At 71.4% G+C, this 25,196-nt stretch carries 21 protein-coding genes and 1 pseudogene; 12 read left to right on the forward strand and 10 right to left on the reverse strand.

Annotation, left to right across the window (positions count from 1 at the left end):
- Positions 1–2 precede the first annotated feature (2 nt).
- The 3 genes from AB0389_RS01920 to AB0389_RS01930 all read right to left on the reverse strand — a co-directional run bounded on the left by AB0389_RS01920 (position 3) and on the right by AB0389_RS01930 (position 5,385).
- A complete protein-coding gene (locus AB0389_RS01920; RefSeq protein ID WP_366393329.1) occupies positions 3–2,246 on the reverse strand; it encodes an MMPL family transporter in 2,244 nt (747 codons plus the stop codon).
- A 263-nt stretch (positions 2,247–2,509) separates the two neighbouring features.
- A complete protein-coding gene (locus AB0389_RS01925; RefSeq protein WP_366393330.1) occupies positions 2,510–4,087 on the reverse strand; it encodes a tannase/feruloyl esterase family alpha/beta hydrolase in 1,578 nt (525 codons plus the stop codon).
- Between the two features lie 281 nt (positions 4,088–4,368).
- A complete protein-coding gene (locus AB0389_RS01930) occupies positions 4,369–5,385 on the reverse strand; it encodes a LacI family DNA-binding transcriptional regulator (RefSeq protein WP_366393331.1) in 1,017 nt (338 codons plus the stop codon).
- 170 nt (positions 5,386–5,555) lie between these two features.
- Here AB0389_RS01930 and AB0389_RS01935 point away from each other — a divergent pair, with 170 nt between their 5' ends.
- Both AB0389_RS01935 and AB0389_RS01940 read left to right on the forward strand, forming a co-directional pair.
- Entirely contained in the window at positions 5,556–6,761 is a 1,206-nt protein-coding gene (locus tag AB0389_RS01935) for a Gfo/Idh/MocA family oxidoreductase (RefSeq protein ID WP_366393332.1), read from the forward strand.
- Entirely contained in the window at positions 6,758–7,045 is a 288-nt protein-coding gene (locus AB0389_RS01940) for a Gfo/Idh/MocA family oxidoreductase (RefSeq protein WP_366393333.1), read from the forward strand. Before AB0389_RS01935 ends, AB0389_RS01940 begins: the two co-directional genes overlap by 4 nt.
- Here the strand turns inward: AB0389_RS01940 and AB0389_RS01945 are convergent.
- Positions 7,027–8,061 carry a LacI family DNA-binding transcriptional regulator gene (locus tag AB0389_RS01945; protein ID WP_366393334.1) on the reverse strand — a complete coding sequence of 345 codons (1,035 nt, stop codon included), beginning with the start codon at positions 8,059–8,061 and terminating at the stop codon, positions 7,027–7,029. The two genes, AB0389_RS01940 and AB0389_RS01945, sit on opposite strands and share 19 nt — an antisense overlap.
- 109 nt (positions 8,062–8,170) lie before the next feature.
- On the opposite strand from AB0389_RS01945, the gene AB0389_RS01950 reads away from it, so the two are divergent.
- From AB0389_RS01950 to AB0389_RS01960, 3 genes are all read left to right on the forward strand, one after another.
- The gene (locus AB0389_RS01950) at positions 8,171–9,349 is read left to right on the forward strand and encodes a phytanoyl-CoA dioxygenase family protein (protein WP_366393335.1); all 1,179 of its coding nucleotides are present in this window, start codon (positions 8,171–8,173) and stop codon (positions 9,347–9,349) included.
- A 15-nt stretch (positions 9,350–9,364) separates the two neighbouring features.
- Positions 9,365–10,141, forward strand: coding sequence for an SDR family oxidoreductase (locus AB0389_RS01955; RefSeq protein ID WP_366393336.1), 777 nt, complete (start codon positions 9,365–9,367; stop codon positions 10,139–10,141).
- 84 nt (positions 10,142–10,225) lie between these two features.
- Complete coding sequence (locus AB0389_RS01960; RefSeq protein WP_366393337.1) at positions 10,226–11,230, forward strand: Gfo/Idh/MocA family oxidoreductase; 1,005 nt, start codon at positions 10,226–10,228, stop codon at positions 11,228–11,230.
- Between the two features lie 72 nt (positions 11,231–11,302).
- Here the strand turns inward: AB0389_RS01960 and AB0389_RS01965 are convergent, their stop codons facing one another.
- The 3 genes from AB0389_RS01965 to AB0389_RS01975 are packed head-to-tail and all read right to left on the reverse strand — an operon-like array spanning position 11,303 to position 14,305.
- On the reverse strand, positions 11,303–12,208 hold the full coding sequence (locus AB0389_RS01965) for an ATP-binding cassette domain-containing protein (protein ID WP_366393338.1): 906 nt from the start codon (positions 12,206–12,208) through the stop codon (positions 11,303–11,305).
- 7 nt (positions 12,209–12,215) lie between these two features.
- The gene (locus AB0389_RS01970) at positions 12,216–13,289 is read right to left on the reverse strand and encodes an ABC transporter permease (RefSeq protein WP_366393339.1); all 1,074 of its coding nucleotides are present in this window, start codon (positions 13,287–13,289) and stop codon (positions 12,216–12,218) included.
- A gap of 5 nt (positions 13,290–13,294) precedes the next feature.
- On the reverse strand, positions 13,295–14,305 hold the full coding sequence (locus AB0389_RS01975) for a sugar ABC transporter substrate-binding protein (RefSeq protein WP_366393340.1): 1,011 nt from the start codon (positions 14,303–14,305) through the stop codon (positions 13,295–13,297).
- A 319-nt stretch (positions 14,306–14,624) separates the two neighbouring features.
- Here AB0389_RS01975 and AB0389_RS01980 point away from each other — a divergent pair, with 319 nt between their 5' ends.
- Entirely contained in the window at positions 14,625–15,503 is an 879-nt protein-coding gene (locus AB0389_RS01980; RefSeq protein ID WP_366393341.1) for a deoxyribose-phosphate aldolase, read from the forward strand.
- A gap of 90 nt (positions 15,504–15,593) precedes the next feature.
- On the opposite strand, the gene AB0389_RS01985 is transcribed toward AB0389_RS01980, so the two are convergent.
- The gene (locus tag AB0389_RS01985; protein WP_366393342.1) at positions 15,594–16,682 is read right to left on the reverse strand and encodes a LacI family DNA-binding transcriptional regulator; all 1,089 of its coding nucleotides are present in this window, start codon (positions 16,680–16,682) and stop codon (positions 15,594–15,596) included.
- 216 nt (positions 16,683–16,898) lie between these two features.
- Between AB0389_RS01985 and AB0389_RS01990 the strand changes: the two genes are divergently transcribed.
- Both AB0389_RS01990 and AB0389_RS01995 read left to right on the forward strand, forming a co-directional pair.
- A complete protein-coding gene (locus tag AB0389_RS01990; RefSeq protein WP_366393343.1) occupies positions 16,899–18,080 on the forward strand; it encodes a Gfo/Idh/MocA family oxidoreductase in 1,182 nt (393 codons plus the stop codon).
- Positions 18,081–18,190: 110 nt separating this feature from the next.
- Positions 18,191–19,186, forward strand: coding sequence for a sugar phosphate isomerase/epimerase (locus AB0389_RS01995; RefSeq protein WP_366393344.1), 996 nt, complete (start codon positions 18,191–18,193; stop codon positions 19,184–19,186).
- A 41-nt stretch (positions 19,187–19,227) separates the two neighbouring features.
- Here AB0389_RS01995 and AB0389_RS02000 read toward each other — a convergent pair whose 3' ends face one another.
- Complete coding sequence (locus AB0389_RS02000; protein WP_366393345.1) at positions 19,228–20,016, reverse strand: LysR substrate-binding domain-containing protein; 789 nt, start codon at positions 20,014–20,016, stop codon at positions 19,228–19,230.
- Positions 20,017–20,075: 59 nt separating this feature from the next.
- Here AB0389_RS02000 and AB0389_RS02005 point away from each other — a divergent pair, with 59 nt between their 5' ends.
- Complete coding sequence (locus AB0389_RS02005; protein WP_366393440.1) at positions 20,076–20,471, forward strand: DUF5997 family protein; 396 nt, start codon at positions 20,076–20,078, stop codon at positions 20,469–20,471.
- A gap of 129 nt (positions 20,472–20,600) precedes the next feature.
- Here the strand turns inward: AB0389_RS02005 and AB0389_RS02010 are convergent.
- Positions 20,601–20,735, reverse strand: a pseudogene (locus tag AB0389_RS02010) (cytochrome P450); the annotation flags it as partial.
- Between the two features lie 209 nt (positions 20,736–20,944).
- Between AB0389_RS02010 and AB0389_RS02015 the strand changes: the two are divergent.
- The 3 genes from AB0389_RS02015 (at position 20,945) to AB0389_RS02025 (ending at position 25,184) form a co-directional block, all read left to right on the forward strand.
- On the forward strand, positions 20,945–23,155 hold the full coding sequence (locus AB0389_RS02015; RefSeq protein ID WP_366393346.1) for an MMPL family transporter: 2,211 nt from the start codon (positions 20,945–20,947) through the stop codon (positions 23,153–23,155).
- Positions 23,156–23,266: 111 nt separating this feature from the next.
- Complete coding sequence (locus tag AB0389_RS02020) at positions 23,267–24,451, forward strand: sensor histidine kinase (RefSeq protein WP_366393347.1); 1,185 nt, start codon at positions 23,267–23,269, stop codon at positions 24,449–24,451.
- A 49-nt stretch (positions 24,452–24,500) separates the two neighbouring features.
- Positions 24,501–25,184 carry a response regulator transcription factor gene (locus AB0389_RS02025; RefSeq protein WP_366393348.1) on the forward strand — a complete coding sequence of 228 codons (684 nt, stop codon included), beginning with the start codon at positions 24,501–24,503 and terminating at the stop codon, positions 25,182–25,184.
- Positions 25,185–25,196 lie beyond the last annotated feature (12 nt).

The raw sequence follows: 25,196 nt of genomic DNA on the forward strand, positions 1-25,196 counted from the left end.
GTTCAGCGCCCGCCGACGGGGAGTTGCGGCACCACCGCGTCCGGCTCGGGCGCGGGGCCCGGGGCGTGCTCGCTCAGTGCCTCACCCTCGATGTCCACGTTCGGCAGCACACGGTCGAGGATACGGGGCAGCCACCAGGCCCGGTGACCGAACAGCGCCATGACCGCGGGTGCGATCGCCATCCGGACCACGAAGGCGTCGAAGGCGACGGCGGAGGCCAGACCAACACCCAGGGTCTGGACGGTCAGTTCGTTCAGACCGATGAATCCGGCGAACACACTGATCATGATGATCGCGGCAGCGGCCACCACACGTCCGCTGTGCCGGAAGCCGCTGACGATCGCCTCGCCGGGGGACGCGCCGTGGACGTATGCCTCCCGCACCCGGATGAAGAGGAAGACCTCGTAATCCATGGCGAGGCCGAAGACGATTCCGATGATGAGAATCGGCATCAGCGACATGACGGGGCCGCTCTGCTCGATGCCGATCAAGTCCGCCGCCCAGCCCCACTGGAAGACGGCGACGAGGACGCCGAAGGCGGCACCCACCGAGAGCAGGAAGCCGAGCGCTGCTTTGATCGGGACCAGGATCGACCGGAAGATCACCATCAGCAGGAGCACCGCGAGGCCGATGACCACGATCAGATAGGGAACGAGTGCGTCCGACATGGCTTCGGAGATGTCGATGTTCAGCGCGGTGGCACCGGTGACCAGGATGCCGGCGCCCGTGTCGGCCTCGACGCCGGAGACCGCGCTCCGGATCGCCTGCACCAGGTCCTTGGTCTCGCCGCTGGTCGGCGCGGTCCGCGGGACGGCGGTGAGGATGGCCGTGTCCTTGCTCCGGTTGAGAATCGGGTCACCGACCGACGCGACCCCGTCCACTTCCCGTACGGTCCTGGCGACCAGTTCGGTGGTGGCCCGGGTGTCCGAGGCCGATGCCATGTCGACGACCAGGGTCAACGGACCGTTGAAGCCGGGGCCGAAGCCTTCCGACAGCAGGTCGTAGGCGCGCCGCTGGGTGGTCTCCACCGACTTGGCCTCGTCTCCGGGCAGCCCCAGTTCGAGGCTCATCGCCGGTACGGCGACGGCGCCGAGACCGAGTCCCGCGACCATCAGTACGGCCACGGGCCGGCGCAGCACGAACCGTGCCCAGCGGGTGCCGAGCCCGGGCCGGCCGGCCGCGGTGGGCACCCGGTGCGGGCGCTCGCCTCCCGGCTGGGTGGCCTTGCGCACGGCGCGGGACAGTATCCGCCGGCCGAAGAAGCCGAAGAGCGCGGGGACCAGGGTCAGTGCGACGAGTACGGCCAGGACGACGGCGCCCGCGCTGCCCATGCCCATCTTGGTGAGTTCGGGGATTCCGACGACCCCCAGCCCGACCAGGGCGATGACGACGGTCGAACCGGCGAAGACGACGGCGGATCCGGCCGTGCCCACCGCCCGGCCTGCGGCCTCCTCCGGTGCGCCGCCCCGGGCACACTCGTCGCGGAAGCGGGAGGTGATGAAGAGCGCGTAGTCGATGCCGACCGCCAGCCCCAGCATCAGCGCCAGGATGGTGACGGTGGACGACAGGCTCAGCGCGGAGGCGAGCGCGGTGATCAGGCAGAAGGCGATGGCCACCCCCGTGAGGGCGGTCATCAGCGACAGTCCGGCCGCCACCAGCGACCCGAGGGTGAGGACCAGCACCACGGCCGCCACCGCCACGCCGACGATCTCCGTCGTACCGCCCGGTGACTCCTCCACATCCAGGACCGAGCCGCCGACCTCCACGGTCAGCCCCGTGCCCGAGGCCTGGCTCACGGCGCTCTCCAGGGCGCTCTTCGCCGACTCGGTCAGATGGACGGTGCCCACCGTGTAGGTGACCGTGGAGTAGGCGATGGTGCCGTCCTCGCTGACAGCGCCGGTCTCGAAGGGGTCGGTGGCCGACGCGACCTGACCGCCCTTGTCGAGCGAGCCGATCGCTTCCTCGACGGCGGCCTTGTTCTCCTTGGCCGTCACGCGCTGCCCGTCCGGGGCCTGGAACACCAGACGGGCCTCGGCACCCTGGGAGTTGCTCTGGGGGAAGCGCTCGTCCAGCAGGTCGAACGCCTTCTGCGACTCGGTGCCCGGCATGGAGAAGTCACCCTCCTCCGCGACCGGCGCCGTAGCGGCGGCGACCCCGGCGAGCACCAGGGCGGTCAGCCACAGACAGCTCACGAGCCGACGCCGCCGGAAGGCCCACCGCCCGATCAGATAAAGATACGTTGCCACCTGCTGATCACTCCAGACACCTGCTGGTACGAGGGAAATGCGCGAGGTTCACGCGCCTCCCACACTCCCCTCAGGCGCCCCGCCGGGCATCGTCCCCAGTCGCCGTCTTGCCCTGGTCCTTCCGGACCAGCCACTCATGTGTCCTGGTGCCCACGCACCAGGGCGACTTGGGGTCCCGACGGAGCTTCACCCGGAGCTCAGTGCCTGTGCCGCAGCCGCAGCCGCAGCCGCAGCGTCACACCTCCCGCGTCACACCTCCCGCGTCAGGTGGAGCAGCGGAAGTTGGCAACGTCGTCGGTGCTTCCGTGTCCGGTGTAGCGGGCGGCGGCCGGCCAGCGGCACAGCGGGCGGGACGTGTTCCCGTTCCTCGCGAGGAGAGTGTCGGGGGCCTGTCCCCGCTCGACCCACTTCACGAGATCAGCCAGCGGATCGGCCGGGAAGGCACCGGGACCGCCGACGCAGTGCTGTACGCCGGGTGCCATGAAGAGCCGGGCGAAACGCTCCGTCTTCGCCTTTCCGCCCATGGCGCCGACGAGCCGTGTGTAGTAGTCGACCGTTCCCTGCGGCATGACCACCTCGTCCGCCCAGCCGTGCCAGATGATCATCTTCCCGTTGGTGTCACGGAAGGCGCTGAGGTCGGGATCGTCGGTGGCGAGGAGATCTCCGTAGGCGCGACGGGACTGCTCGAAATAGGTGGCGAAGTTGGCGCTGGTCAGTGTGTGCCAGTCCCAGTTGGGGTCCTTGGCGAGCCAGTACCTGAACCAGTCGCCGGGCAGCGGGTTCGGCAGCCCGTCGGTCTCCGAAGTACTGGCGTATGCGCTCAGTGGGGCTCCCCGCGGGATGCCGTACCAGAGCCGTGAACCGTTCGCGCGGCGCGGCCCGTCCCAGATCTTCCTCATCACGGTGGTGTCCTCGGCCGTGATCCGACCGCACGGAGTGCGGAGGCCGACCAGCTTCGCCGGATCGAAGGCACAGGTCCGCGGATCGATGACGCCGTCGGTCACACCGTCCAGGCCGTCGCATGCCGCGACGGCGGCGCGGGTGAACGCCTCGAACTTGCACTGCGGCACGTAGTCGCCCGCCTCCCGCATCACGACCTGCGGCCACATTCCCGCGGGTACGAAGCGGTCGGCGTTCAGCGCGGGGGCGGCGGCCACGATGCCGTCGTAGTCCTCCGGGTAGCGCTGGGCCTCCATGAGCCCCATCCGTCCCCCGCCCGAGCAGCTGTCCCAGTAGGAGTAGCCGGGTGCCCGTCCGTAGTAGGCGGTGGTGACCGCCTTGCCCTTGACCGTCATCTCGTGGGCCGCCCGGTGGGCGAAGTCCTCGATCAGTGACGTGTTCATCCCGGTCGGGGACCATGCCCAGGAGCCGTCCAGGGGCGATCCCGAGTGTCCGCCGTCGGTGCCCGCGCTCGCGTAGCCGGCCCGTGCGGGACCGGTTACCTGCTCCGGTGAGAGCCAGCCTCCGAATCCGCCGGCACCGGTGCCATGGAAGCGACCGTTCCAGTTGTCCTCCGGCAGCGCCATCAGAACACCGATGCTCTCGGGTATCACCAGGGTGACGTTGCAGATCACGGGAGCGGTGGCGGTCCGTGAGGCGCTGGTGACCCTGGTGCCGTCCGGGAAGGTCATCCGCGTGAGGCTTTCGCAGGTGCGGACCGGCCGGGTGAATTCCGTGCCGGTGGCCGCCACGGAGTCATGCTGCGGTGTTGTGCCGATCCCCACCCCCAGGGTCAGTACCGCGAGGACACCGAGCCATCTTCTGCGGGCCCCGCGCCGGGCCGGGCCGCTGCGCGTCCGAGCCGTGCGGGTGAGCGGTTTCCACCTGGTCCACTGGATCACTCTTGCCTCCTGGTTCTCCTCCCCCGTACGGCATGTGCTGTCCCGGACTCCGGAACTCCCTGACGGAGCACGGGAGTCCGGGTGCCGAGTGCGCGGGCTCGACGACAGAAGGCTAGGGAGCCCACACACCGCGGGTCATCGGGTGGGACACCCAACGATGGGTGCGTTCCGGTGTGACCGGATCACATGGCGGGGCCACTGCCGGTGAAGAGCCACATCGCGATCAACTGCTCCTGGAGGTGCGGGAGTCCGGGAGTCCGGGAGTCCTGATCGGAACAGGCTCAGTCGCGCGGCGCCCCGGTGGTCCCCCGGACCTCGAGCACCGGTGTCGCGAGGTGGACGCCGCCGGGCCGCGACGGGTCGGCGAGACGGTCGAGCAGGCAGCGGGCCGCGCGGCGGCCGACCTCGTGGCCCGCGCCGTCGACGGTGGTGAGCCAGAGGTGGCGCAGCCGGGAGACGCTCGTGTTGTCGTAGCCGACCACGGAGAGGTCCTGGGGCACCCGCAGCCCCAGCTCCTCGGCGGCGGAGAGCGCGCCGACCGAGGCGGTGTCGTTGATGGCGAAGACGGCGGTGGGCCGGAGTGCGCGGCTGAGCAGCCGGACCGTGGTCCGGTAGCCGCCCTCCTCGGTCATGTCGCTGGGCTCGACGAGCATGCCGTCCCCGAGGCCGTGGGCGCGCATGGTGGCCTCGAAACTGCGCCGGCGCAGCTCGCCGACGGCGCCGTAGCCGGCGATATGGGCGATACGGCGGTGGCCGAGCCCGATGAGGTGCTCGGTGGCGAGCCGCGCGCCGTGCTCGTCGTCGTTGGCGACGACATCGACCCCGGGCAGCACCGGTTCGCGGGTGCCCGCGACGACGACCGGGATCCGCTCGGCGGCCGAGGCGAGCACGGCGGGATCGGGCAGGGTGCCGACCGCCACCAGGCCGTCGACCTGGAGGTCGAGGAAGGGCCGGGTGAGCTCCTGGCCCGCGCGGCGGTGCAGCCGGGCGTCGGCCAGCAGCATGTGCAGCCCGTTGTCGTTCAGCAGGGAGTTGAGGCCGTCGAGCAGGTCCACGAACCAGGGGTTGCGCAGGTCGTGCAGGAGGACGCCGACCGTGCGGGTGCGCCGCTCGCTGAGGCTGCGCGCCGCCGCGTTCGGCCGGTAGCCCAGCTCCCGCATGGCGTCGAGCACGGCCTGCCGTTTCTCGGGACGTACCTGGTCGGAGCCGCGCAGCACGAGGGAGACCAGCGATTTGGAGACCCCGGCGCGCTCGGCGACCGTACGGATCGTCGGGCGTCCGGACGACGTATCGGCCACGTCTCAGCCACCTCTTGGGCTTCTTGGGCTTCTCTTGCTTCTTGGACCGTTCCACATGGTCCTTCCGACTCTCTCAGCGTGTCGGTGATGTTGTCAAAGGTGTTGACAGGGGCTCTTTGGGGATTCAGGGTGAGGCCCAGAATATTTGGACCGGTCCAAGAAGGTGGGTCATGGACAACGACGTCACGAACGACCAGGCCAGGGAGTCCGATCGGCGGCCCCTCGGCGTCGCGGTGGTCGGCTTCGGCTGGATGGGCCGGGTGCACACCCAGGCGTACGCCCGCGTACTGCACCACTTCCCGCGGCTGGCTGTACGGCCCCGGCTGGTGACGGTCGCCGAGGAGGTGCCGGGCCGGGCGGAGGAGGCCGCCGGGCAGTACGGGTTCGCCGGCACGGCTCGCGACTGGCGGGAGGTGGCCGCCGATCCCCGGGTGGAGGCGGTGAGCATCACCGCGCCGAACTTCCTGCACCGCGAGATCGGTGTGGCGATGGCCGAGGCCGGCAAGCACATCTGGATCGAGAAGCCGGTCGGCCTCACCGCCGCGGACGCCCGCGCGGTCGCCGACGCGGCGGCCGCGGCCGGCGTCCAGGCCACGGTCGGCTTCAACTACCGCAACGCGCCCGCCGTCGAGACCGCCCGCGCGATGATCGCCGCCGGTGAGATCGGCACCGTCACCCATGTCCGCATCCGGCTCTTCAGCGACTACGCGGCCCATCCGGAAGGTGCCCTGACCTGGCGGTACGAGCGCGAGCGCGGCGGCAGCGGGGTGCTCGGCGATCTGGCCTCGCACGGGGTGGACCTGGCCCGCTTCCTGCTCGGCGACATCGCCTCGCTGACCGCCGACACCGCCGTCTTCGTCCCCGAGCGGGCCCGCCCGGCCGGCGCCACCGCCGGTCACACCCGGGCCGCGGGCGGCGAGCTCGCGCCGGTGGAGAACGAGGACTACGTCTCCTGTCTGCTGCGCTTCGCCTCCGGCGCCCGGGGTGTCCTGGAGGCGTGCCGGGTCTCGGTGGGCGAGCAGAACAACTACGGCTTCGAGGTGCACGGCACCACGGGCGCGGTGTTCTGGGACTTCCGCCGCATGGGCGAACTCGGCGTCAGCCGCGGCACCGCCTACCAGGACCAGCCCGTCGCCACCGTCCATGTCGGCCCGGGACACGGGGAGTACGCGGCGTTCCAGCCCGGCGCCGCGAGCAGCATGGGCTACGACGACCTCAAGGTCGTCGAGGCGTACCGCTTCCTGCGCTCCGTCGCGGAGCGGACCCCGTACGGCGCCACGCTCCAGGACGCCGTCCACAGCGCGGTCGCGCTGGACGCCATGGCACGGTCCGCCGAGAGCGGCGGCTGGGTCACCCTGGACGGGACGACGTCATGACCGTACGGATCGGTGTGATCGGCGCCGGTGTGATGGGCGCCGACCATGTGAACACACTGCACCGGTACGTCCCGTCGGCCGAGGTCGTGCTGGTGGCGGACACCGACACGGAGCGGGCGCGGGCCGCGGCGGCCACCGTGCCGGGGGCGCGGACCGCCGACGACGCGCGGGCGCTCATCGCCGACTCGCTCACCACACTCCGGGCGATGGACGCGATCCGGCGTCGGTGCGGCATCGTCTTCCCGGGGGAGGCGCCGGGCGCCGGTCAGCCGGCCGGCACCTGAGGGGGCAGGTTGTACGGCGTGACGATCTGGATCGTGGACGGCGGGGCCGGGGCGGCGGGGGGCAGCGCGCCGTGGGCGCGCATCACGGTCCCGCAGGCGTGCCGCATGTCCTGGCGCAGGTCGTGGTGGAGCACCGCGGAGAGCCGGTGGTCGCGCAGCAGCCCGGTGTTCTCGTGGTCGAGGTCGTGTGCGATGAACACGGCGCACTCGCGGCCGAGGGCCTCGAAGGCGGCCAGTGTGGCGACATTGCCGCCGCCGATCGAGTAGACCGCGCGGATCTCCGGGTCGCGCTCCAGGGCGGCGTGGACATGGCGGTACTGGGCCTCGTCCAGCCCCTGCCCCTCGGTGATCTCGACCAGGGTGCGCTCCGGGTACAGGGCCCGCATCGCGCCGCGGAAGCCCATCTCGCGCTCCTCCTCGTTGCGGAAGAAGCCGCTGCTGAGGCTGGTGAGGACGTTGCCGGGGCGGTCGCCGAGCCACTGGCCCATGAGGTACGCCGCGGTGGCGCCCGCCGCCCGGTTGTCGATGCCGACGTAGGCGAGCCGGCCGCTGGCCGGGAGGTCGGTGACCAGGGTGACGACGGGGATCCCGGCGGTGACGAGCCGGCCGACGGCCGCGGTGACCTCGGGGACGTCGGGGGCCTTGAGGATCACGCCCTGGGTGCCGCTGCGGGCGATCCGGTCCAAGGTGGCGACCAGGCCGTCCACCGGGCCGGTCTCGCGGAAGTGGAAGCGCGACCGCACCACGGCCGGGTGCAGCGAGGGCAGCTCGGCCTCCAGGGCGGCCCGTACGGCGGTGGAGAACCGGTCGGGCGCCTGCATCACGATGTCGATCATGAAGGTGCGGCCGACCAGCCGGACCTGGGTCCGCTGCCGGTCCAGTTCGGCGACGGCCCGGTGCACCTCGTCCGCCGTGCTGCCGCGGACCCCGCCACGCCCGTTCAGGACGCGGTCGACGGTGGCCTCGCTCAGGCCCGCCTGCCGGGCTATTTCCCGGAGCGGATAGGGGTGGCCCATCGGAATGACTCCTTGAGGGGTTTTTGACGGTCGGCTGCTGGTTGTTTGATGTGTGTACGTTCATCAGAATGACAGCACAAACTCGCTCCAGTCCCCCGAAAGGACGATGATGTCCTTCACCACCGCAGAACACCGCGCGTGGCTGTCCGAGCACGACTGCGACCTCGACGCCTTCCGCGCCCTGGTCGAGCGGACGACCGACCCCGCCGACTACCCGCACGCCGCCTCGGTGGAGCGGGGTGTCCTGATCTACGACAGCGACCGGCTGCGTGGCGCGGCGGCCACGCCCGAGGGCAGCCGTGCGGCCTGCGCCGAGCTGATCCGCGCGCTGACCGACGGACCCGGCATCGTCGTCCTGAAGCGGGCCTTCCCCGACGCCGGTGTCATCGACCGGGCGACCGCCGCGTTCGACGCGCTGATCGACGCCCAGCGGGCCTCCGGCGCCGTCGCCGGCGACCACTTCGCGACGCCCGGCGCGAACGACCGTGTCTGGAACGCGCTGGAGAAGACGGCCGTCCACGCGCCGGAGGCGTTCGCCGACTACTACGCCAACGACATCGTCGCACTGGTCTCCACGGCGTGGCTCGGCCCCGGCTACCAGGTCACCTCGCAGATCAACGTGGTCAACCCGGGCGGCACCGCCCAGCGCGTGCACCGCGACTACCACCTGGGCTTCCTCTCCAACGAGGCCGCCGCGGCGTACCCCGCGCACGTCCACCGGCTCTCCCCGGTGCTGACGCTCCAGGGCGCGGTCGCACACTGCGACATGCCCGTCGAGTCGGGCCCGACGATGTATCTGCCGTACTCCCAGTCGTACGAGCCCGGCTATCTGGCCTGGCGGCTGCCGCGCTTCCAGGCGTACTTCGAGGCCGAGTACGTGCAGCTGGCGCTGGACAAGGGGGACGCGGTGTTCTTCAACCCCGCGCTCTTCCACGCGGCCGGCACCAACCGCTCGGCGGACATCAGGCGCATGGCCAACCTGCTCCAGATCTCCTCCGCCTTCGGGCGCGCCATGGAGAGCGTCGACCGCGAGACCATGGTGAACGCGGTCTACCCCGTGCTCCTGCGGCGCAAGGCCGAGGGCGCGGGCGCGGCGTGGCTGGACGCCGTGATCGCGGCCTGCGCCGAGGGCTACCCCTTCCCCACCAACCTCGACGCCGACCCGCCGGTCGAGGGGCTGGCACCGCCGTCCCAGGCGGATCTCGTCCGCCGCGCCCTGTCCGAGGGCCGGTCGTCCGAATCGCTCCGCGACGCGCTGCGGGCCGGCGCCGAGCGCCGTACAAGCTGAGGAGTTGCAGGAATCATGGGATTGCTTCAGGACAAGGTCGTCCTCGTCAACGGCGGCAGTCAGGGTGTCGGCGCGGCCGTCGCCAGGGCCGCCGCGCGCGAGGGCGCGATCGTGGCCGTCACCGGGCGGCGCCCGGAGCCCGGCGAGGCGCTGGTGGCCGAGCTGGTCTCGGCCGGCGCCAAGGCGCTGTACGTACAGGCCGATCTCTCCGACGCGCAGCAGGCGCTCAGCAGTGTGGCGGAGGTCGTCGCCGCTCTCGGCCGGGTGGACTGCCTGGTCAACTCGGCGGGCCTCACCGCGCGGGGCTCGCTGCTCAACACGACGCCCGAGCTGTTCGACGCGCATATCGCGATCAACCTCAAGGGGCCGTTCTTCGCCATGCAGGCCGTCGTGGCCGACATGCTGGCCAGGAAGGCGCCCGGCACGATCGTCAATATCGGCTCCAACTGCGCGCACGGCGGGCCGCCGCATCTGGCCCCGTACTCCACCGCGAAGGCCGGGCTGGCGGGGCTGACGCGGAACGCGGCCCACGCCCACCGGTGGGACCGGATCCGTATCAACGGCCTGAACATCGGCTGGACGGCCACCGAGGGCGAGGACGCCACCCAGCGCGCCTTCCACGGCGCGGGCGACGACTGGCTGGAGGAGGCCGCGCGCCGGCTGCCCATGGGCCGGCTCGGACAGCCGGACGAGATCGCCGACTTCGTGGTGCTGCTGCTCTCCGACCGCAGCGGCGTGGTGACGGGCTCGGTCATCGACTGGGACCAGAACGTCATCGGCGCGCAGGACTGACGCCGCCACCCTTATCCCCCGTTTCCTCCCCGTTTTCCCCGCGAGCCCGCAAGCCCGTACATCCAGCAAGGAGCACCAGGAACCATGCGCATCGGCATCCTCGGCCTCGGCCGTATCGGGGCGTTCCACGCCGAGACCCTCGCGGGCCTCGACGCGGTCGACAGCCTCGTCGTCAGTGACCCCTACGCCGCCGCGGCCACGGCCGCCGCCGAGCGCTTCGGCGCGCAGGTGGCCGACTCGCCCGAGGCGGTGCTGGCCGCGGGTGTGGACGGTGTCGTCGTCGCCGCCGCGACCGACGCGCACCCCGCGCTGATCCTCGCCGCGGTCAAGGCGGGCATCCCCGTCTTCTGCGAGAAGCCCGTCGCCCGCACCATGGCGGAGGGCCTCGACGTCCTGGACGCCGTGAACGGCAGCGGTGTCGAGATCCAGATCGGCTACAACCGGCGCTTCGACGCCGGGTTCGTCGCCGCCCGCGACGCGGTGCGGAGCGACGAGCTCGGCCCGCTGCACACCGTACGGTCCACGACCCTGGACCCGGCGCCGCCGCCGCCCGCGTATGTCGCCGCCTCCGGCGGGATCTTCCGCGACTGCGCCGTGCACGACTTCGACATCATCCGCTGGGTGACCGGCCGTGAGGTCACCGAGGTGTACGCGACCGGCTCCAACCGCGGCGCGGCGTACATCGCCGAGGCCGGCGACGCCGACACCACCTCGGCGATCCTCACCCTCGACGACGGCACGCTCGCCGTCGTCTCCAACAGCCGTCACAACGCGCGCGGTTACGACGTCCGGATGGAGCTGCACGGCTTCAAGGACAGCGTCGCCGTCGGGCTGGAGGACCGGCTGCCACTGCGCTCCGTCGAGCCGGGAGTGACCTTCCCCGCCGGTACGCCGCACGACTTCTTCATGGACCGCTTCGCCGCCGCCTACCGGGCCGAACTCGCCGCGTTCACCGAGGTCGTGGCGGGCCGGCGGCCGTCGCCGTGCACCGTCTCCGACGCGCTGGAGGCGGGCTGGATCGCCGAGGCGTGCACGCTGTCGCTGAGCGAGCACCGGCCGGTGACCATCGAGGAGGTACGCCGGGCCTGACCCGGCACACGCCGAATGCCCCGGGGGGCCCGCCGCTGACGGCGGGCCCCCCGGGGCATCGGTATCGGTCGGTCAGGACGCCTTCTCGGAGGAGGCCGAGGAGGCCACCGGGGAGGCGGCGGAGGAGGCCGCCGCGGAGACACGCAGATCGGTCTCCTCGGGGAGCGCGTCGACGTCCACCCCGCGCACCTGCGCCAACTCGTGCTTGAGTGCGGCGAGTTCGGCGCCGCCGGCCATGTGGTTGGTCAGCTCCTCCAGGCTGATCTCACTGCGGGCCGCGTTCAGGTCCATCGTGCCGAGCCGGAGCACACCGAAGTGGTCACCGACCATGTAGGCGTGGTGCGGGTTGTGCGTGATGAAGATGACGCCGAGGCCGCGGTCGCGGGCGGCGGCGATGTACTTCAGCACCACACCCGACTGCTTGACACCGAGCGCGGCGGTGGGTTCGTCCAGGATGAGCACCCGCGCACCGAAGTACACGGCGCGCGCGATGGCCACGGACTGGCGCTGGCCGCCGGAGAGTGTGCCGATGGGCTGGTCCAGATCGTCGAGGACGATGCCCATCTCGCGCAGTTCGTCGTCGGCGGTCCGCTTCATCCGCGCGATGTCGAGGTGGCGCAGCGGCCAGCGGCCCCGCGTCATCTCGGAGCCCAGGAAGAAGTTCCGCCACACCGGCATCAGCGGCACCGTGGCGAGGTCCTGGTAGACGGTGGCGATGCCGCTGTCCAGCGCCTCGCGCGGGGTGCTGAAGCGCACCGGCTCGCCGTCGACGAGGAACTCGCCCTCGGTGTGCTGGTGCAGCCCGGAGATGATCTTGATCAGGGTCGACTTGCCGGCGCCGTTGTCGCCCAGGACGCAGGTCACCCGGCCCGGACTGACGGCGAGGTCGACACCGTGCAGGGCGCGCACATTGCCGTACGACTTGCCCGCGCCGCGCAGTTCGACGATGGGCGTGGAGGATCCGTTGGCTGTTGTCATGGGTGGTTCACCTCCGGGTCGCCTGGCGGCGGACCCACAGATTGACGAGGGCGGCGAGCAGGAGCATCACACCGAGGAATGCCTTGAACCAGTCCGGGTTCCAGTTGGCGTAGACGATGCCCTGGGAGACCATGCCGAAGATGAAGGCGCCGATGACCGGGCCGACGGCCGAGCCGTAGCCGCCGGTGAGCAGACAGCCGCCGATGACCGCGGCGATGATGTACAGGAACTCGTTGCCCACACCCTCGCCGGACTGCACCGTGTTGAACGAGAACAGCAGGTGCATACCGACGAACCAGGCGCCCGCGCCCACGCCCATGAACAGGGCGATCTTCGTGAAGTTGACGGGCACACCGACAGCGCGGGCGCTCTCCTTGTTGCCGCCGACCGCGAGGATCCAGTTGCCGAACTTGGTGCGCAGCAGGAGCCAGGTGGCGATCCCGGCGAAGAACAGCCAGTAGAAGATGGTGATCTTGAAGCCGACGCCGCCGATACTGACCTCGGATCCGAACACCGCCTTCGCCTGGTCGAAGCCCTGCATGTCGCTGATCGAGTCGGTGGCGACGTTGCCGGTGAAGATCTTCGTGACGGCGAGGTTGGCGCCCTGGAGGATCAGGAAGGAGCCCAGGGTGATCAGGAAGCTGGGCATTCCGGTCCGCACCAGCAGCCAGCCGTTGAACGCTCCGATGGCGAGTGCCACCACCAGCGAGACGATGACGCCGGTCCACACGTTCATCGAGAGCTGGAAGCTGATCATGCTGGCGGTGAGCGCCGATGTGGTCACCGCGACACCGGCGGAGAGGTCGAACTCTCCGCCGATCATCAGCAGGGCCACCGGGATCGCCATGATGCCCATGACCGACGCCTGGTAGAGCACCGTGGAGAGCGCGCCCACGTCACGGAAGGCCGGGGCCACCGCGAAGAAGAAGACGTACACCGCGACCGCCGCGATCAGCGCGCCGATCTCGGGGCGGGCGAGCAGCCTGCGGCCCAGGGAGCGCTCTGCGGTGCGTCCGTCCTTCTGCGTGGCCGGCGGAGACGTCGGCTCGCGGCGCGCCGCCGGTGCCGTTGCCTGGGTCATAGCCATCACCGAGTGCCCTTCGCCGCGAACTTGGCGATGTCCTCGACATTGGTCTTGTCGACGAACGCCGGTCCGGTCAGCACCGGTTCCACACCGCCACCGCTGAAGTTGCCGTTGGTCTTGTAGAGCCACAGGGAGTCGACCGAGAGGTAGCCCTGGAGGTAGGGCTGCTGGTCGACCGCGAACTGGATGCTGCCGTCCTCGACGGCGCTGACCAGGTCCTTGTTGAGGTCGAAGGTGGCGACCTTGGCCTTGCTGCCCGCGTCGGCGACCGACTGCACGGCGGTCAGCGCGATGGGGGCGCCGAGGGTGACTGCGTAGTCGATCGAGGGGTCCTGCTTGAGCTTGGCGGTGATCGTCGACTTCACGGACGGCATGTCGGTGCCGTTGACGTAGAGGGTCTCGGTCTTGCCCTTGAAGGCCGACTTCACACCGGCACAGCGGGCCTCCAGGCCGGTGTGGCCCTGGTCCTGGATCACACAGATGTTGTGTTTGGCGCCCAGCGTGTTGAGCTTGTTGCCGAGGGCCTCACCGGCGACGCGCTCGTCCTGGCCGAAGTACTCCAGGAGCCCCTGCTTCTTCCAGTCGTCGAGTCCGGAGTTGAAGGCGACGACGGGTATGCCCGCCTGCTTCGCCTTGGCGACGACGTCCTTCATGGCGTCCGGTTTGGCCAGGGTGATCGCGATTCCGTCGACCTTCTGGTCGATCGCGTTCTGGATCAGGTTGGCCTGGTTGCCCGCGATGGGGTCGCCGGAGTAGATCAGCTTGACGTTGTCCTTGGCGGCGGCTGCCTCGGCACCCTTGCGGATGGTGTCCCAGAAGGTGTCGCCGGGAGGCGCGTGGGTGACCATCGCGATGGTCATCCTCGGTGTGCTGGCCTTGCCGGCCGAGGGGTTGGAGGCGCTTTCCTCCGACTTCTTGCCGCCGGAGCTGCTGGCGCAGCCCGCGGCGAGGAGGGCGGACGCCGCGGCGAGGGCGACGACCGGAGCGACTCTGCGGAAACGAGGGTGAAACATGCGGTCCAACTTTCCTGCACTTCACTGTGCGACAAGGGGGAAAGGGAACGGAACGGCGGGAACTCCCCGGGCGCGGCACCCTCGCAGGGCTTGGACGAGGAGTCCTGTCCTGCGCCGGTGGCGCGGCCGGGTCACTTGGGAAGGGATACAAGCCCCTGCCGCACCCACCTGTCAATACTTTGTTAAGACATCATTTCAGAAGCAGGTCCGAATGTCTGTACAAACCATTGACAGCACCGGCCGTGAGATCTACACCTGAGAGGCACCGGACGCCGCTCGTTCGCGACCGACCGCCGCACCTCTGAACGGAGCCCGTCTCTTGAGTGTCAACATCTCCGATCTCGCCACCGTACGCGCCCGGCATCCCGAGGCCATCGCCGAAGCGGCCGCGCGCCGGGTCCGCCGGCCGCTGATCGGCGACAGCGGGCGCCTGATGATCGTGGCCGCCGACCACCCGGCGCGCGGCTCGCTCGCCGTCGGCGGCCACAGCCTGGCCATGGCCAACCGCGCCGACCTCCTGGAACGCCTCTGTACCGCGCTTTCCCGGCCCGGGGTGGACGGGGTGCTCGCCACCGCCGACATCCTGGAGGACCTGCTGCTCCTCGGCGTCCTGGAGAACAAGGTCGTCATGGGCTCCATGAACCGCGGCGGGCTCGCCGGAGCCTCCTTCGAGCTGGACGACCGCTTCACCGGCCACCGCGCCGAGGACATCGAACGGCTCCGTTTCGACGCCGGGAAGCTGCTGCTGCGCATCGACTACGACGACCGCGGCTCGCTGGACACACTGCACACCACGGCCCGCGCCGTCGACGACATGGCGGCGCGCCGGCTGCCGCTGTTCGTCGAGCCGTTCCTGTCGCGCCGGGCGGACGGCGCCGTACGCAATGATCTGAGCGCCGAGGCCGTCACCCGGTCCATCGCCATCGCCTCGGGCCTCGGCGGCACCTCCGCGTACACCTGGCTCAAGCTGCCCGTCACGCGCGACCCCGACGACATGGCCGGGGCGCTGGCGGCCTCCACGCTGCCCGCCGTGCTGCTGGGCGGCGAGGTGGGCGCGGACCAGGACGGCGCGTACGAGAGATGGCGCAAGGCCCTGCGGCTGCCCACCGTCCAGGGCCTGGTCGTGGGCCGGTCCCTGCTCTACCCCGCCACGGGCGATGTGGAGACCGCCGTGGACACCGCGGTTTCCCTGCTCTGAAAACACCGGTCAGGGACCGTCCTGACACCGGACAGGGACCGTTCCCGACGCCGGACACGGGCCGTTCCGGACGCCGGTACGGCCGCGGAGTCAGCCGGCCGCGGCCGTCGTGCCCCGCACCACCAGCCGGGGGGCGAGGACGATCTCGCGCGGCTCCGTCCGGCCCTCGTCGAGGCGCTCGACGGCGGCCGTGACGGCGTGCCGCGCCTGGTCGGCGGCGCTCTGGCTCACCGTGGTGAGGTCGAAGCAGGACAGCCGGGACAGCGCGCTGTCGTCGTAGCCGACGACGGAGACGGCGCCCGGGACGTCCACGCCCGCACGGCTCAGGGTGGCCAGGACACCCACCGCGCACCGGTCGTTGGACGCGACCACCGCGCTGGGCCGGCCGCCGTCCGCCAGCAGCCGCCTGGCCGCCCGCTCGCCCGACTCCTCGGTGTGATCGCCGGGCACGACCCGGATGTGCTCGTCGAGGCGGTGGCGGCGCATCGCGCCCCGGTAGCCCCGGCGGCGGTCGGTGGCGATCACGCCCTTCCCGCCGTCGACGAAGGCGATGGAGCGGTGCCCCAGCCCCGCCAGATGGTCGATGACCTGCCCCACCCCGTCCTCGTCCGCCGTGCGGACGACGTCGAGGTCCGCCGCGCCGACCCGGCGTCCCACCACGACGACGGGCAGCCGCAGGCCCAGGGCCGTCAGCCGCGCGGCGGGCGCCTCCGTGCCCAGCAGGATCAGCGCCTCGCAGCGGAAGTCGAGGAGGGTCTCGACCGCCTTGGCCTCGTCGCGGGTACGGGTCACCGTGGACAGGACCAGGTCGTAACCGATCCCCTCGGCCGCGATGTACAGATCCTCGACCAGCTCCGCGTGGAAGGCGCTGCGCATATCGACCAGGACGCCGAGCAGCCGGCTGCGCCGACGGGCCAGGAGGCTGGCGTTGCGGTCCGGGCGGTACCCCAGGTCCGCGGCGGCCTGGAGGACTCTCTTGCGGGTGCGCTCACTGGGTCCCGGCGCACCGCGCAGCACCAGGGAGACGGAGGCCGTCGACAGCCCGGCCCGCGCCGCCACCTCCTCCAGCCGCGGTCGCGGCCCCCCGCCAGGACGCGGTGGGCCGGCAGCCGCACCCGCGGCCGTGTCCGTGCCCGTGCCCGACGCGGCCGTATCCGAACCGTCCACCCGCTCCGTCATCGTTTCTCCGCACTTCCTCGGCACCACACTCTTGACACGCCCACGCTGCCGGATTCATAGTACCGGTGTTTTAAAGCGCTTTAAAAAGTCCTGTCGATCGGACATTCCAGGGCCCGCGCCCCACGCGCAGGAGCATGGTCCGGAGCCGGCCCACAGGGCACACACCCCTCAACTCGCAAGCCGTGGCGCGGTGTACGCGCCGGGAGAGGAAACGCGATGACTCAGAAGTCGATCGGCGTGGCCGTCATCGGAGCCGGTATGGCGGGCCGGGCCCATCTCAACGGCTACCGGACGGCCTCCACGCTGTACGACGCCGGTCTGCCGGAGATCCGGCTGGTCGCCGTGGCCGACGCGTACGAGCCGTTCGCCCGCGACGCCGCCCGCCGCTACGGATTCGAGCGCGCCGAGACCGACTGGCGGGCGATCGCGGCGGCCCCCGACATCGACGCGGTCAGCGTCGTGGTCGCCAACCACCTGCACCGCGAGATCGTCGAGGGCCTGCTGGCGGCGGGCAAGCACGTGCTGTGCGAGAAGCCCCTCGCCCCCGGCGTCGAGGACGCCCGGGCGATGGCGGACGCCGCCGCAGGCACCGGCCTGGTGGCCGCGACCGGCTTCACCTTCCGCCGCTCCCCGTCGATCAACGCCATCCGCCGGGAGGTGACGGACGGGGCGCTCGGCCGCGTACAGCACTTCAACGGGCACTACTGGTGCGACTACGGCCACAACCCCAACGCCCCCATGAGCTGGCGCTACAAGGGCGGTCTCGGCTCCGGGGCGCTCTCCGACATCGGCAGCCACCTCGTCGACCTCGGCGAGTACTTCTGCGGACCGGTCGAGAGCGTGCAGGGCGCCGTACTGTCGACCCAGGTGCCCGACCGCCCCGTACCGCTGGGCACCGCCGTCGGACACTCGGCCGATGTGGCGGTCGGCGAGCAGCGCGAGACGGTCGAGAACGAGGACATCGCGACCTTCACCGCGGTCTTCCGGAACGGCTCCGTCGGCACCTTCTCCGTCTCCCGGGTCGCCTTCGGTCTGGCCAACGCGCTCGGCTTCGAAGTCTTCTCCGAGGGCGGCGCCGCGCTCTTCGACCTGTCCCGCCCCGCCGAGTTCACCCTCGCCGACACCGCCGCGCCCGGCCACATCAACGGCTACCGCCGGGTCGTCATCGGCCCCGAGCACCCCTACATCGCCGGCGGGCTGCCGATGGACTTCCCCAGCGTCGGCCACGGGCAGCACGAGTTCTTCGTCTGGCAGGCGCGCTCCTTCCTGGAGGAGATCGCGGGCCTGGACCGGCTGCCGCGCTGCGCCACCTTCGCCGAGGGGCTGCACAACCTGCGGGTGATCGAGGCGATCACGGCCTCCGCCCACGCCGGTGGCAAGAGCGTCACCGTCCAGTGACACCGCCCGGCCCGGACGACCAGGTCCGGCGCCGCGCACACCGCACAGCCAAGCCACACCGCATCCCGCACACCGCCCCGACCGACCTCGCCCCGCAAAGGAACACCCCCATGAAACTCGGTGCGTACACCGCCGTACTGCACGACAAGCCCCTCGACGAGACCCTGCGCGTCCTGCGTGAACTCGGCCTGGACAGCGCGGAGATCAACTCCGGTGGCTTCCTGCCCGCGCCGCACCTGCCGATCGACGCGATCCGCGCCGGCCAGGACGCGCGCGACGCGTACCTCGCCCAGTTCGCGGCGGCCGGCATCACCCTCACCGCGCTGAACTGCAACGGCAATCCGCTGCACCCCGACACGGAGGTGCGCGAGAAGCACGCGCAGGACATCCGGGACGCGATCGAACTGGCCGCCCTCCTCGGTGTCAAGCGCGTCGTGACGATGTCAGGACTGCCCGCCTCCGACCCCGGCGGCCGGCTCCCCTCCTGGTCGGTCCTGCCCTGGGACAGCGCCTACCTCGACGCGATGGACTACCAGTGGAACGACGTGGCGATCCCCTTCTGGCGGGACATCCAGGCCCGTGCCGCGGCGGCCGATGTGAAGGTCTGCATCGAGATGCACCCCCACAACCTGGTCTACAACGTCGGCACGATGGAGCGCCTGGCCACCGAGATCGACGCGACCCACGTCGGCGCCGAGATGGACCCCAGCCATCTGTTCTGGCAGGGCATCGACCCGGTCGCCGCGGTGAACCGGCTCGGCGGTCTGGTCTACAACGCCGCCGCCAAGGACACCCGTATCAATGAGGAGGCCAAGATCAACGGCGTCCTCGACCACCGCCACGGGCGGGTCGGCGCCGATGAGCCGGGCGCCGTCTCCCTCGGCGGCCGGTACACGCTCAGCCGCTGGCCCGAGAACGCGTCCTGGGACTTCGTCGCCGTCGGCCGCGGGCACGACACGGCCTTCTGGACCGAGTTCCTCAGGGCCCTGCAGAAGGTGGACCCGGACATGGCGGTCAACATCGAGCACGAGGACCAGGAGCTGGACCAGATCGAGGGCCTGAGCCTCGCCGCCGAGAACCTCAAGGCCGCCGCGGCCAAGATCTGACCCGCGGCCACTGGCATCCGTCGTCGGCGCCGCTCGTTCCGTTACGAGCGGCGCCGGGGCCGTCCGCTCTTGCCGCCCTGACCGCTCTTGCCGGCCTTGCCGCTCCTGGCCCCGCCGGAACCGGAGCCACCGGCACCGCCGCGCGCTCCCCTGCCCGCCGTCTTCCCCGGGGCGGGCTTGCGCTCCGCGCGCTTGGCCTTCGGCTGGGGCGGCGTCGGCGGGCGGCCCCGGGTGCTGTTGACCGTACGGCCCCGGACGATCCCGATGAACTCCTCCACCAGATCGGTGGTCGCGTCCCGCGGCCACGACAGCGCGACGCGCGACTCGGGGGCGTCCGTCAGCGGCCGGTAGGTGAGGTCCCTGCGGTGGTGCAGCCGGGCGAGCGACTGCGGGACGACGAGCAGCCCGATGCCCGCCGCCACCAGCTCCACGGCGTCCGCCGTGGTGGCGGGGCGCTCCAGCGCGGGCACGCCCGGCGGGCTCTCCCAGCCGAGGGTGTCGTCGAGGGGGTGCAGCACGGTCTCACCGTCCAGGTCCGCGACGCTGACCTCGTCGACCGCCGCCACCACATGGTCCTTGGGCACCACCACGACCGTCGTCTCGGCGTAGAGCGGGATCGCGCTGAGGTCCTCGCCGTCGGCCGGCAGCCGTACGAGCCCGGCGTCGGCGCCGGCGCTCCGCAGCAGCCCGAGCGCCTCGGCGGCCGGGACCGGCACAAGGGTCAGCGGGACGCCGGGCAGCCGCTCGTCCCAGATCCGCACCCACTTCGTGGGCGTCACGCCGGGGACGTAGGCGAGCCGGAACGAGGAAGGTGTTTCCGAGCCTGTCACCGGGCCAGGGTATCGGGCGGTGGTCGGAGGTGGCGCACATGCTCGATACCCTGGACCCCATGACCTCGCACAAGACCGTCCAGACGATGAAGCCCGCGACCGCGGCGAAGAAGCTGGGTGTGTATCTCGAAGCCACCCCCGCAGAGTTCCAGGACGGTGTCGTGACGCGCGGCGAGCTGACCGCCCTCCAGGCCGATCCGCCCGCGTGGCTGCTGGAGCTGCGGCGCGAAGGACCGCACCCCCGGCCGGTCGTCGCGGCGAAGCTGGGCGTCTCCATCGCCGGTCTCGCGCGGGGCGGTGTCACGGACGCGCTCACCACCGCCGAGATCGACGCCCTCAAGGAGGACAAGCCCGAGTGGCTGGAGCGGGAGCGCGCCACCCAGGCCGAGGTCCGCAAGGAGTCCGTACGTATCAAGGAGCGGAACGCGGAGCGGGCCACCCGGCCCCGCTCCTGACGTCCCGCGCCCCGCGCGCCCCCTCTCCCCGCGCTCGCCGGCGGCTCAGCTCCGCGCGGTGCAGGTGACGGGAAGCGCCTCGACACTGCGCATGATGGCGGTCTCCCGCCACTTGATCTCGTACGCCGGCGCCGCGAGCCGGTCGGGGTGGCGCAGCAGGTTGAGTACCGCGTTGCCGAGGCCGTTCACCGTCGTCTCGTGGCCCGCGATCAGCAACTGGGCGGCCATGCTGACCAGTTCGTGTGCGGAGAGCCGGTCCGCCTCGGTGGCGCGGACGGCGATCAGGGTGGAGGGGCCGCCACCGTCTCGACCGGATCGGCCCGGCCTCTCGCTGTCATGCTGACGGCCGACACAGCGGCGCCGCCTACTGCGTTCTCAGTAGTGCGGAGTCACGACAGGCGCACGACGACGGGAGGGGCCGCCGCGGGACAGCCTGATGGGGTTCCCGAGATCCAGATGTGGAGACCCGTCCCGTGGCTACTTTTCTCTATCGACTGGGCCGGCTGGCCTTCCGGCGCCGCCGGTACGTCGTCCTGCTGTGGGTGGCGATCCTGGCCGTCGTCGGCTTCGGCGCCGTCACCGCGCCCGCCGCGCCCGACGCCGGGACCTCCATGCCGGGAATCGAGTCCCAGAAGGCGTTCGACCTGATGGACCAGCGCTTCCCCGGCTCCAAGGCCGACGGGGCGAGCGCCCGGGTCGTCTTCGTCGCTCCCGACGGCCAGAAGATCACCGCGAGCGCGCACCGCGCGGCCGTCGACCGGGCCGTCGAGGACATGGGCCACGGGTCGCAGGTCGCCGGCGCGGTGGGCCCCTTCCAGGCGCGGGCGGTGAGCAAGGACGCCTCGACGGCGTACGCGACCGTCACCTACCAGGTGAAGCCGGACGATCTCACCGACGCCACCAAGACCAGCCTTGAGGACACCCTCCAGCAGGCCAGGGACGCGGGGCTGACCGTCGAGGTCGGCGGGACCGCGCTGGCCACACAGCCCTCGGCGGGCGGCTCGGCCGAGATGATCGGTATCGCCATCGCGGCCGTCGTCCTGCTGATGACCTTCGGATCGCTGGCCGCCGCCGGGCTGCCGCTGCTGACCGCGATCATCGGCGTCGCCGTCAGCATGACCTCGATCCTGGCCCTGGCCAGCACCCTGGGGCTGTCCTCGACGACCGGCACCCTGGCCACGATGCTCGGCCTCGCGTGCGGTATCGACTACGCGCTCTTCATCGTCTCCCGTTACCGCGAGGAGCGGGCCAAGGGGCACACCCCGCAGGAGGCGGCCGGACTGGCCGCCGGCACCGCCGGATCGGCCGTCGTCTTCGCCGGGCTCACCGTCGTCATCGCGCTGGCCGGGCTCTCGGTGGTCGGCGTCCCCATGCTCACCAAGATGGGCCTGGCCGCCGCCGGCGCGGTCGTCATCGCCGTCGTCATCGCGCTGACCCTGGTCCCGGCCGTTCTCGCCTTCTGGCCGAACGCCGTACTGTCGCGCTCCTCCCGGCGGCGCGGCCGGATCAAGGAGTCAGGCGAGAACAACGGCGGCAGCCGCTGGGCCCGGTTCGTACTGCGCCGCCCCCTGCCCGTACTCCTCCTCTCGGTCGCGGGCCTGGGCGTACTGGCGGTCCCGGTGATGGGCCTGCAGCTCGGGACGAGCGGCGACGAGGCCAAACCCACCTCCACCAGCGAGCGGCGCGCCTACGACGATCTCGCCAAGGGCTTCGGTCCCGGCTTCAACGGACCGCTGACCATCGTCGTGGACGCCAGGAAGGCCGATGACCCGAAGGCCGCGGTGAAGACCATCGAGGAGAAGATCGGCGCCACGAAGGGGGTCGTCTCGGTCTCCGCCGCCCGGTTCAACCCGGCGGGTGACACCGCGATGTTCTCCGCGGTGCCGGCCGACGCGCCCACCAGCGAGAAGACCAAGAGCCTCGTCCAGACCATCCGTACCGAGCGGCCCGCGACCGAGTCCGCCACCGGAGCGGAGTTCGAGGTCACCGGCACCACCGCGCTGAACATCGACGTCGCCCAGAAGATGCAGGACGCGCTGATCCCGTATCTCGTGGTCGTGGTGGGCCTGGCCATCCTTCTTCTGATGGTGGTCTTCCGCTCGATCCTCGTGCCGATCAAGGCGGCCCTCGGCTTCCTCCTGTCGGTGCTGGCGGCGCTCGGGTCGGTCGTCGCGGTCTTCCAGTGGGGCTGGGGCGCCAATCTCCTCGGTGTCGAGCAGACCGGCCCGATCATGAGCGTGATGCCGATCTTCCTGGTGGGCATCGTCTTCGGACTCGCCATGGACTACGAGGTCTTCCTCGTCGCCCGGATGCGGGAGGCGTACACCCACGGGGACGGTCCTGGGCAGGCCGTGGTCAGTGGGTTCCGGCACAGCGCCCGGGTCGTCGTCGCGGCGGCGCTCATCATGATGGCGGTGTTCTCCGGGTTCATCGGGGCCGGCGAATCCATGATCAAGATGATCGGGTTCGGGCTCGCCATCGCGGTCATGTTCGACGCGTTCGTCGTCCGTATGGCGTTCGTACCCGCCGTACTGGCGCTGCTCGGCCGGGCGGCGTGGTGGATGCCGCGTTGGCTGGACCGGCTGCTGCCCCGGGTCGACGTGGAGGGCGAGGCGCTGAGCCGGCTGCCCTCCGCCGCCCCCGACCGGGACGGCGCGGCCGACCGGGAAACCGCCCGCGTCTGAACCCTGTCCATGCCCCGAGGGCCGCTCGTACGGGACACGAGCGGCCCTCGCCGGCCGTTTTCCCCGTCGCGTTCGCACACCGCGGCCGGGCCCGCCCGACCGGAGAACCCGATGATCGTCACATGGCAGCAGTACGTGAAGGACCGCCCCCGCGTCGTGGACGCGCTGGTCATCGCGCTGCTCTTCGGGATCGGGTGCCTCGGCTGCTGGGTGGGCAGCGTCGAACCCTCGGGCCAACGGATCGCCTGGTGGCCCGGCGTCCTCCTGGAGGGTGCCGCCTGCGTCGCCCTGTGGTGGCACCGCCGCCTGCCCCGGACCGTCGTCGCCACCACCGTGGTCTGCGCCAACACGGCGGGCGCGGTGGGCTATCTGCTCACTCCGCTGCTGCTGGCGCCGGTCATGGCCGCGCTGTACTGGCTGGCCGTCAGCACCGACCGGCGGACGGCGCGCGTCAGCCTGGTCGTCGTCGTGGCGCTGCTGGTGCCTACGGCGCTGGTCTCCGACCCCTTCCACCACGCGCTGCTGCTCAAGACGGTCGGTCCCGCCTTCTGGGTGCTGCTGCCGGTGGCCACGGGCACGGCCGTACGGCTGCGGCGCCTGTATCTGGAGGCCGTACGGGAGGAGGAGCGGCACCGGGTCGCCGAGGAGCGCATGCGCATCGCCCGCGAACTGCACGACATCGTCGCCCACCACCTCGCCGTGGCCAACGCCCAGGCGGGCACGGCCGCGCATCTCGTCCATACGCACCCCGACCGCAGCGGGCAGATCCTCGCCGATCTCGCGGTCACCACGTCCTCGGCGCTGCGCGAGCTCCGGACCACCCTCGGCCTGCTGCGCCAGGCCGGCGAGAGCGAGGCACCGCTCGCGCCGTCCCCCGGCCTCGGGCAGCTCCCGGGGCTGACAGCCGCGTTCACGGCCGCGGGCCTCGTGGTCACCGTCACCACCGAGGGCGAGGTCAGACCGCTCTCGCCGGGGGTGGATCTGACCGCGTACCGGATCGTGCAGGAGGCGCTCACCAATGTCACCCGGCACACCGCCGCGGTGGCGGCCCAGGTGAGACTGGCGTACTCCCACCACCGGCTGACCATCACGGTCAGCGACAACGGGGGCGCCCCTCCCGGTCGCGTCCCCGCTCGTGTTCCCGGTCGCGTCCCCGCTCGTGTTCCCGCCCGGGGCGGTGGCTTCGGCCTCATCGGGATAGAAGAACGCGCCCGGTCGGTCGGTGGCAGTCTGGAGGTGGGGCCCCGGCCCGAAGGCGGCTTCCGGGTGACCACGGCACTGCCCATCCTCCCCTGACCACCCCCGACAGCCACCCCCGCACCTGCCCCGGAAGATGACGGAACAGATGACCATCCGCGTTCTGCTCGCCGACGATCAAGCCCTCCTGCGGGCGACCTTCCGCATCCTCATCGACTCCTGCGACGACATGGAAGTCGTCGCCGAGGCCGTGGACGGAAGCGAGGCGATCGCACTCACCCGCGCCCACCACCCGGACATCGTCGTGATGGACATCCGGATGCCCGGCACCGACGGACTGGCCGCCACCACCGCCGTCTGCGCGGATCCCGCCCTCGCCGCCACCCGTGTGCTGATCCTCACCACCTTCGAGACCGACGCGTACGTGGCCCAGGCGCTGCGCGCCGGCGCGAGCGGATTCCTGGGCAAGGACGTCAGCGCCGAGGTGCTCCTCGACGGCATCCGTACGGTGGCCGCCGGCGACTCGCTGCTCTCCCCCGCGGCCACGCGCGCCCTCATCTCCCGTTTCCTCGCCACCCCGGACCGCGCCACCACGGCGGCCCCACCGGCCCGGCTGGCCGCGCTCACCGCGCGCGAACTGGAGGTGACTGCGCTGGCCGCCGAGGGCCTGTCCAACCACGAGATCGCCGAGAAGCTCTTCGTCAGCCCGCTGACCGTACGCACCCACGTCCACCGCGCCATGACCAAGCTGCACGCCCGCGACCGCGCCCAGCTGGTCGTCATCGCCTACCGGTCGGGACTCGTCCGGCCCACCCCACCGCCCGCCGGCTGAGCGGACGAGCGG

This window comes from Streptomyces sp. NPDC093109 (assembly GCF_040701725.1).
In the GTDB taxonomy this organism is placed as follows: domain Bacteria; phylum Actinomycetota; class Actinomycetes; order Streptomycetales; family Streptomycetaceae; genus Streptomyces.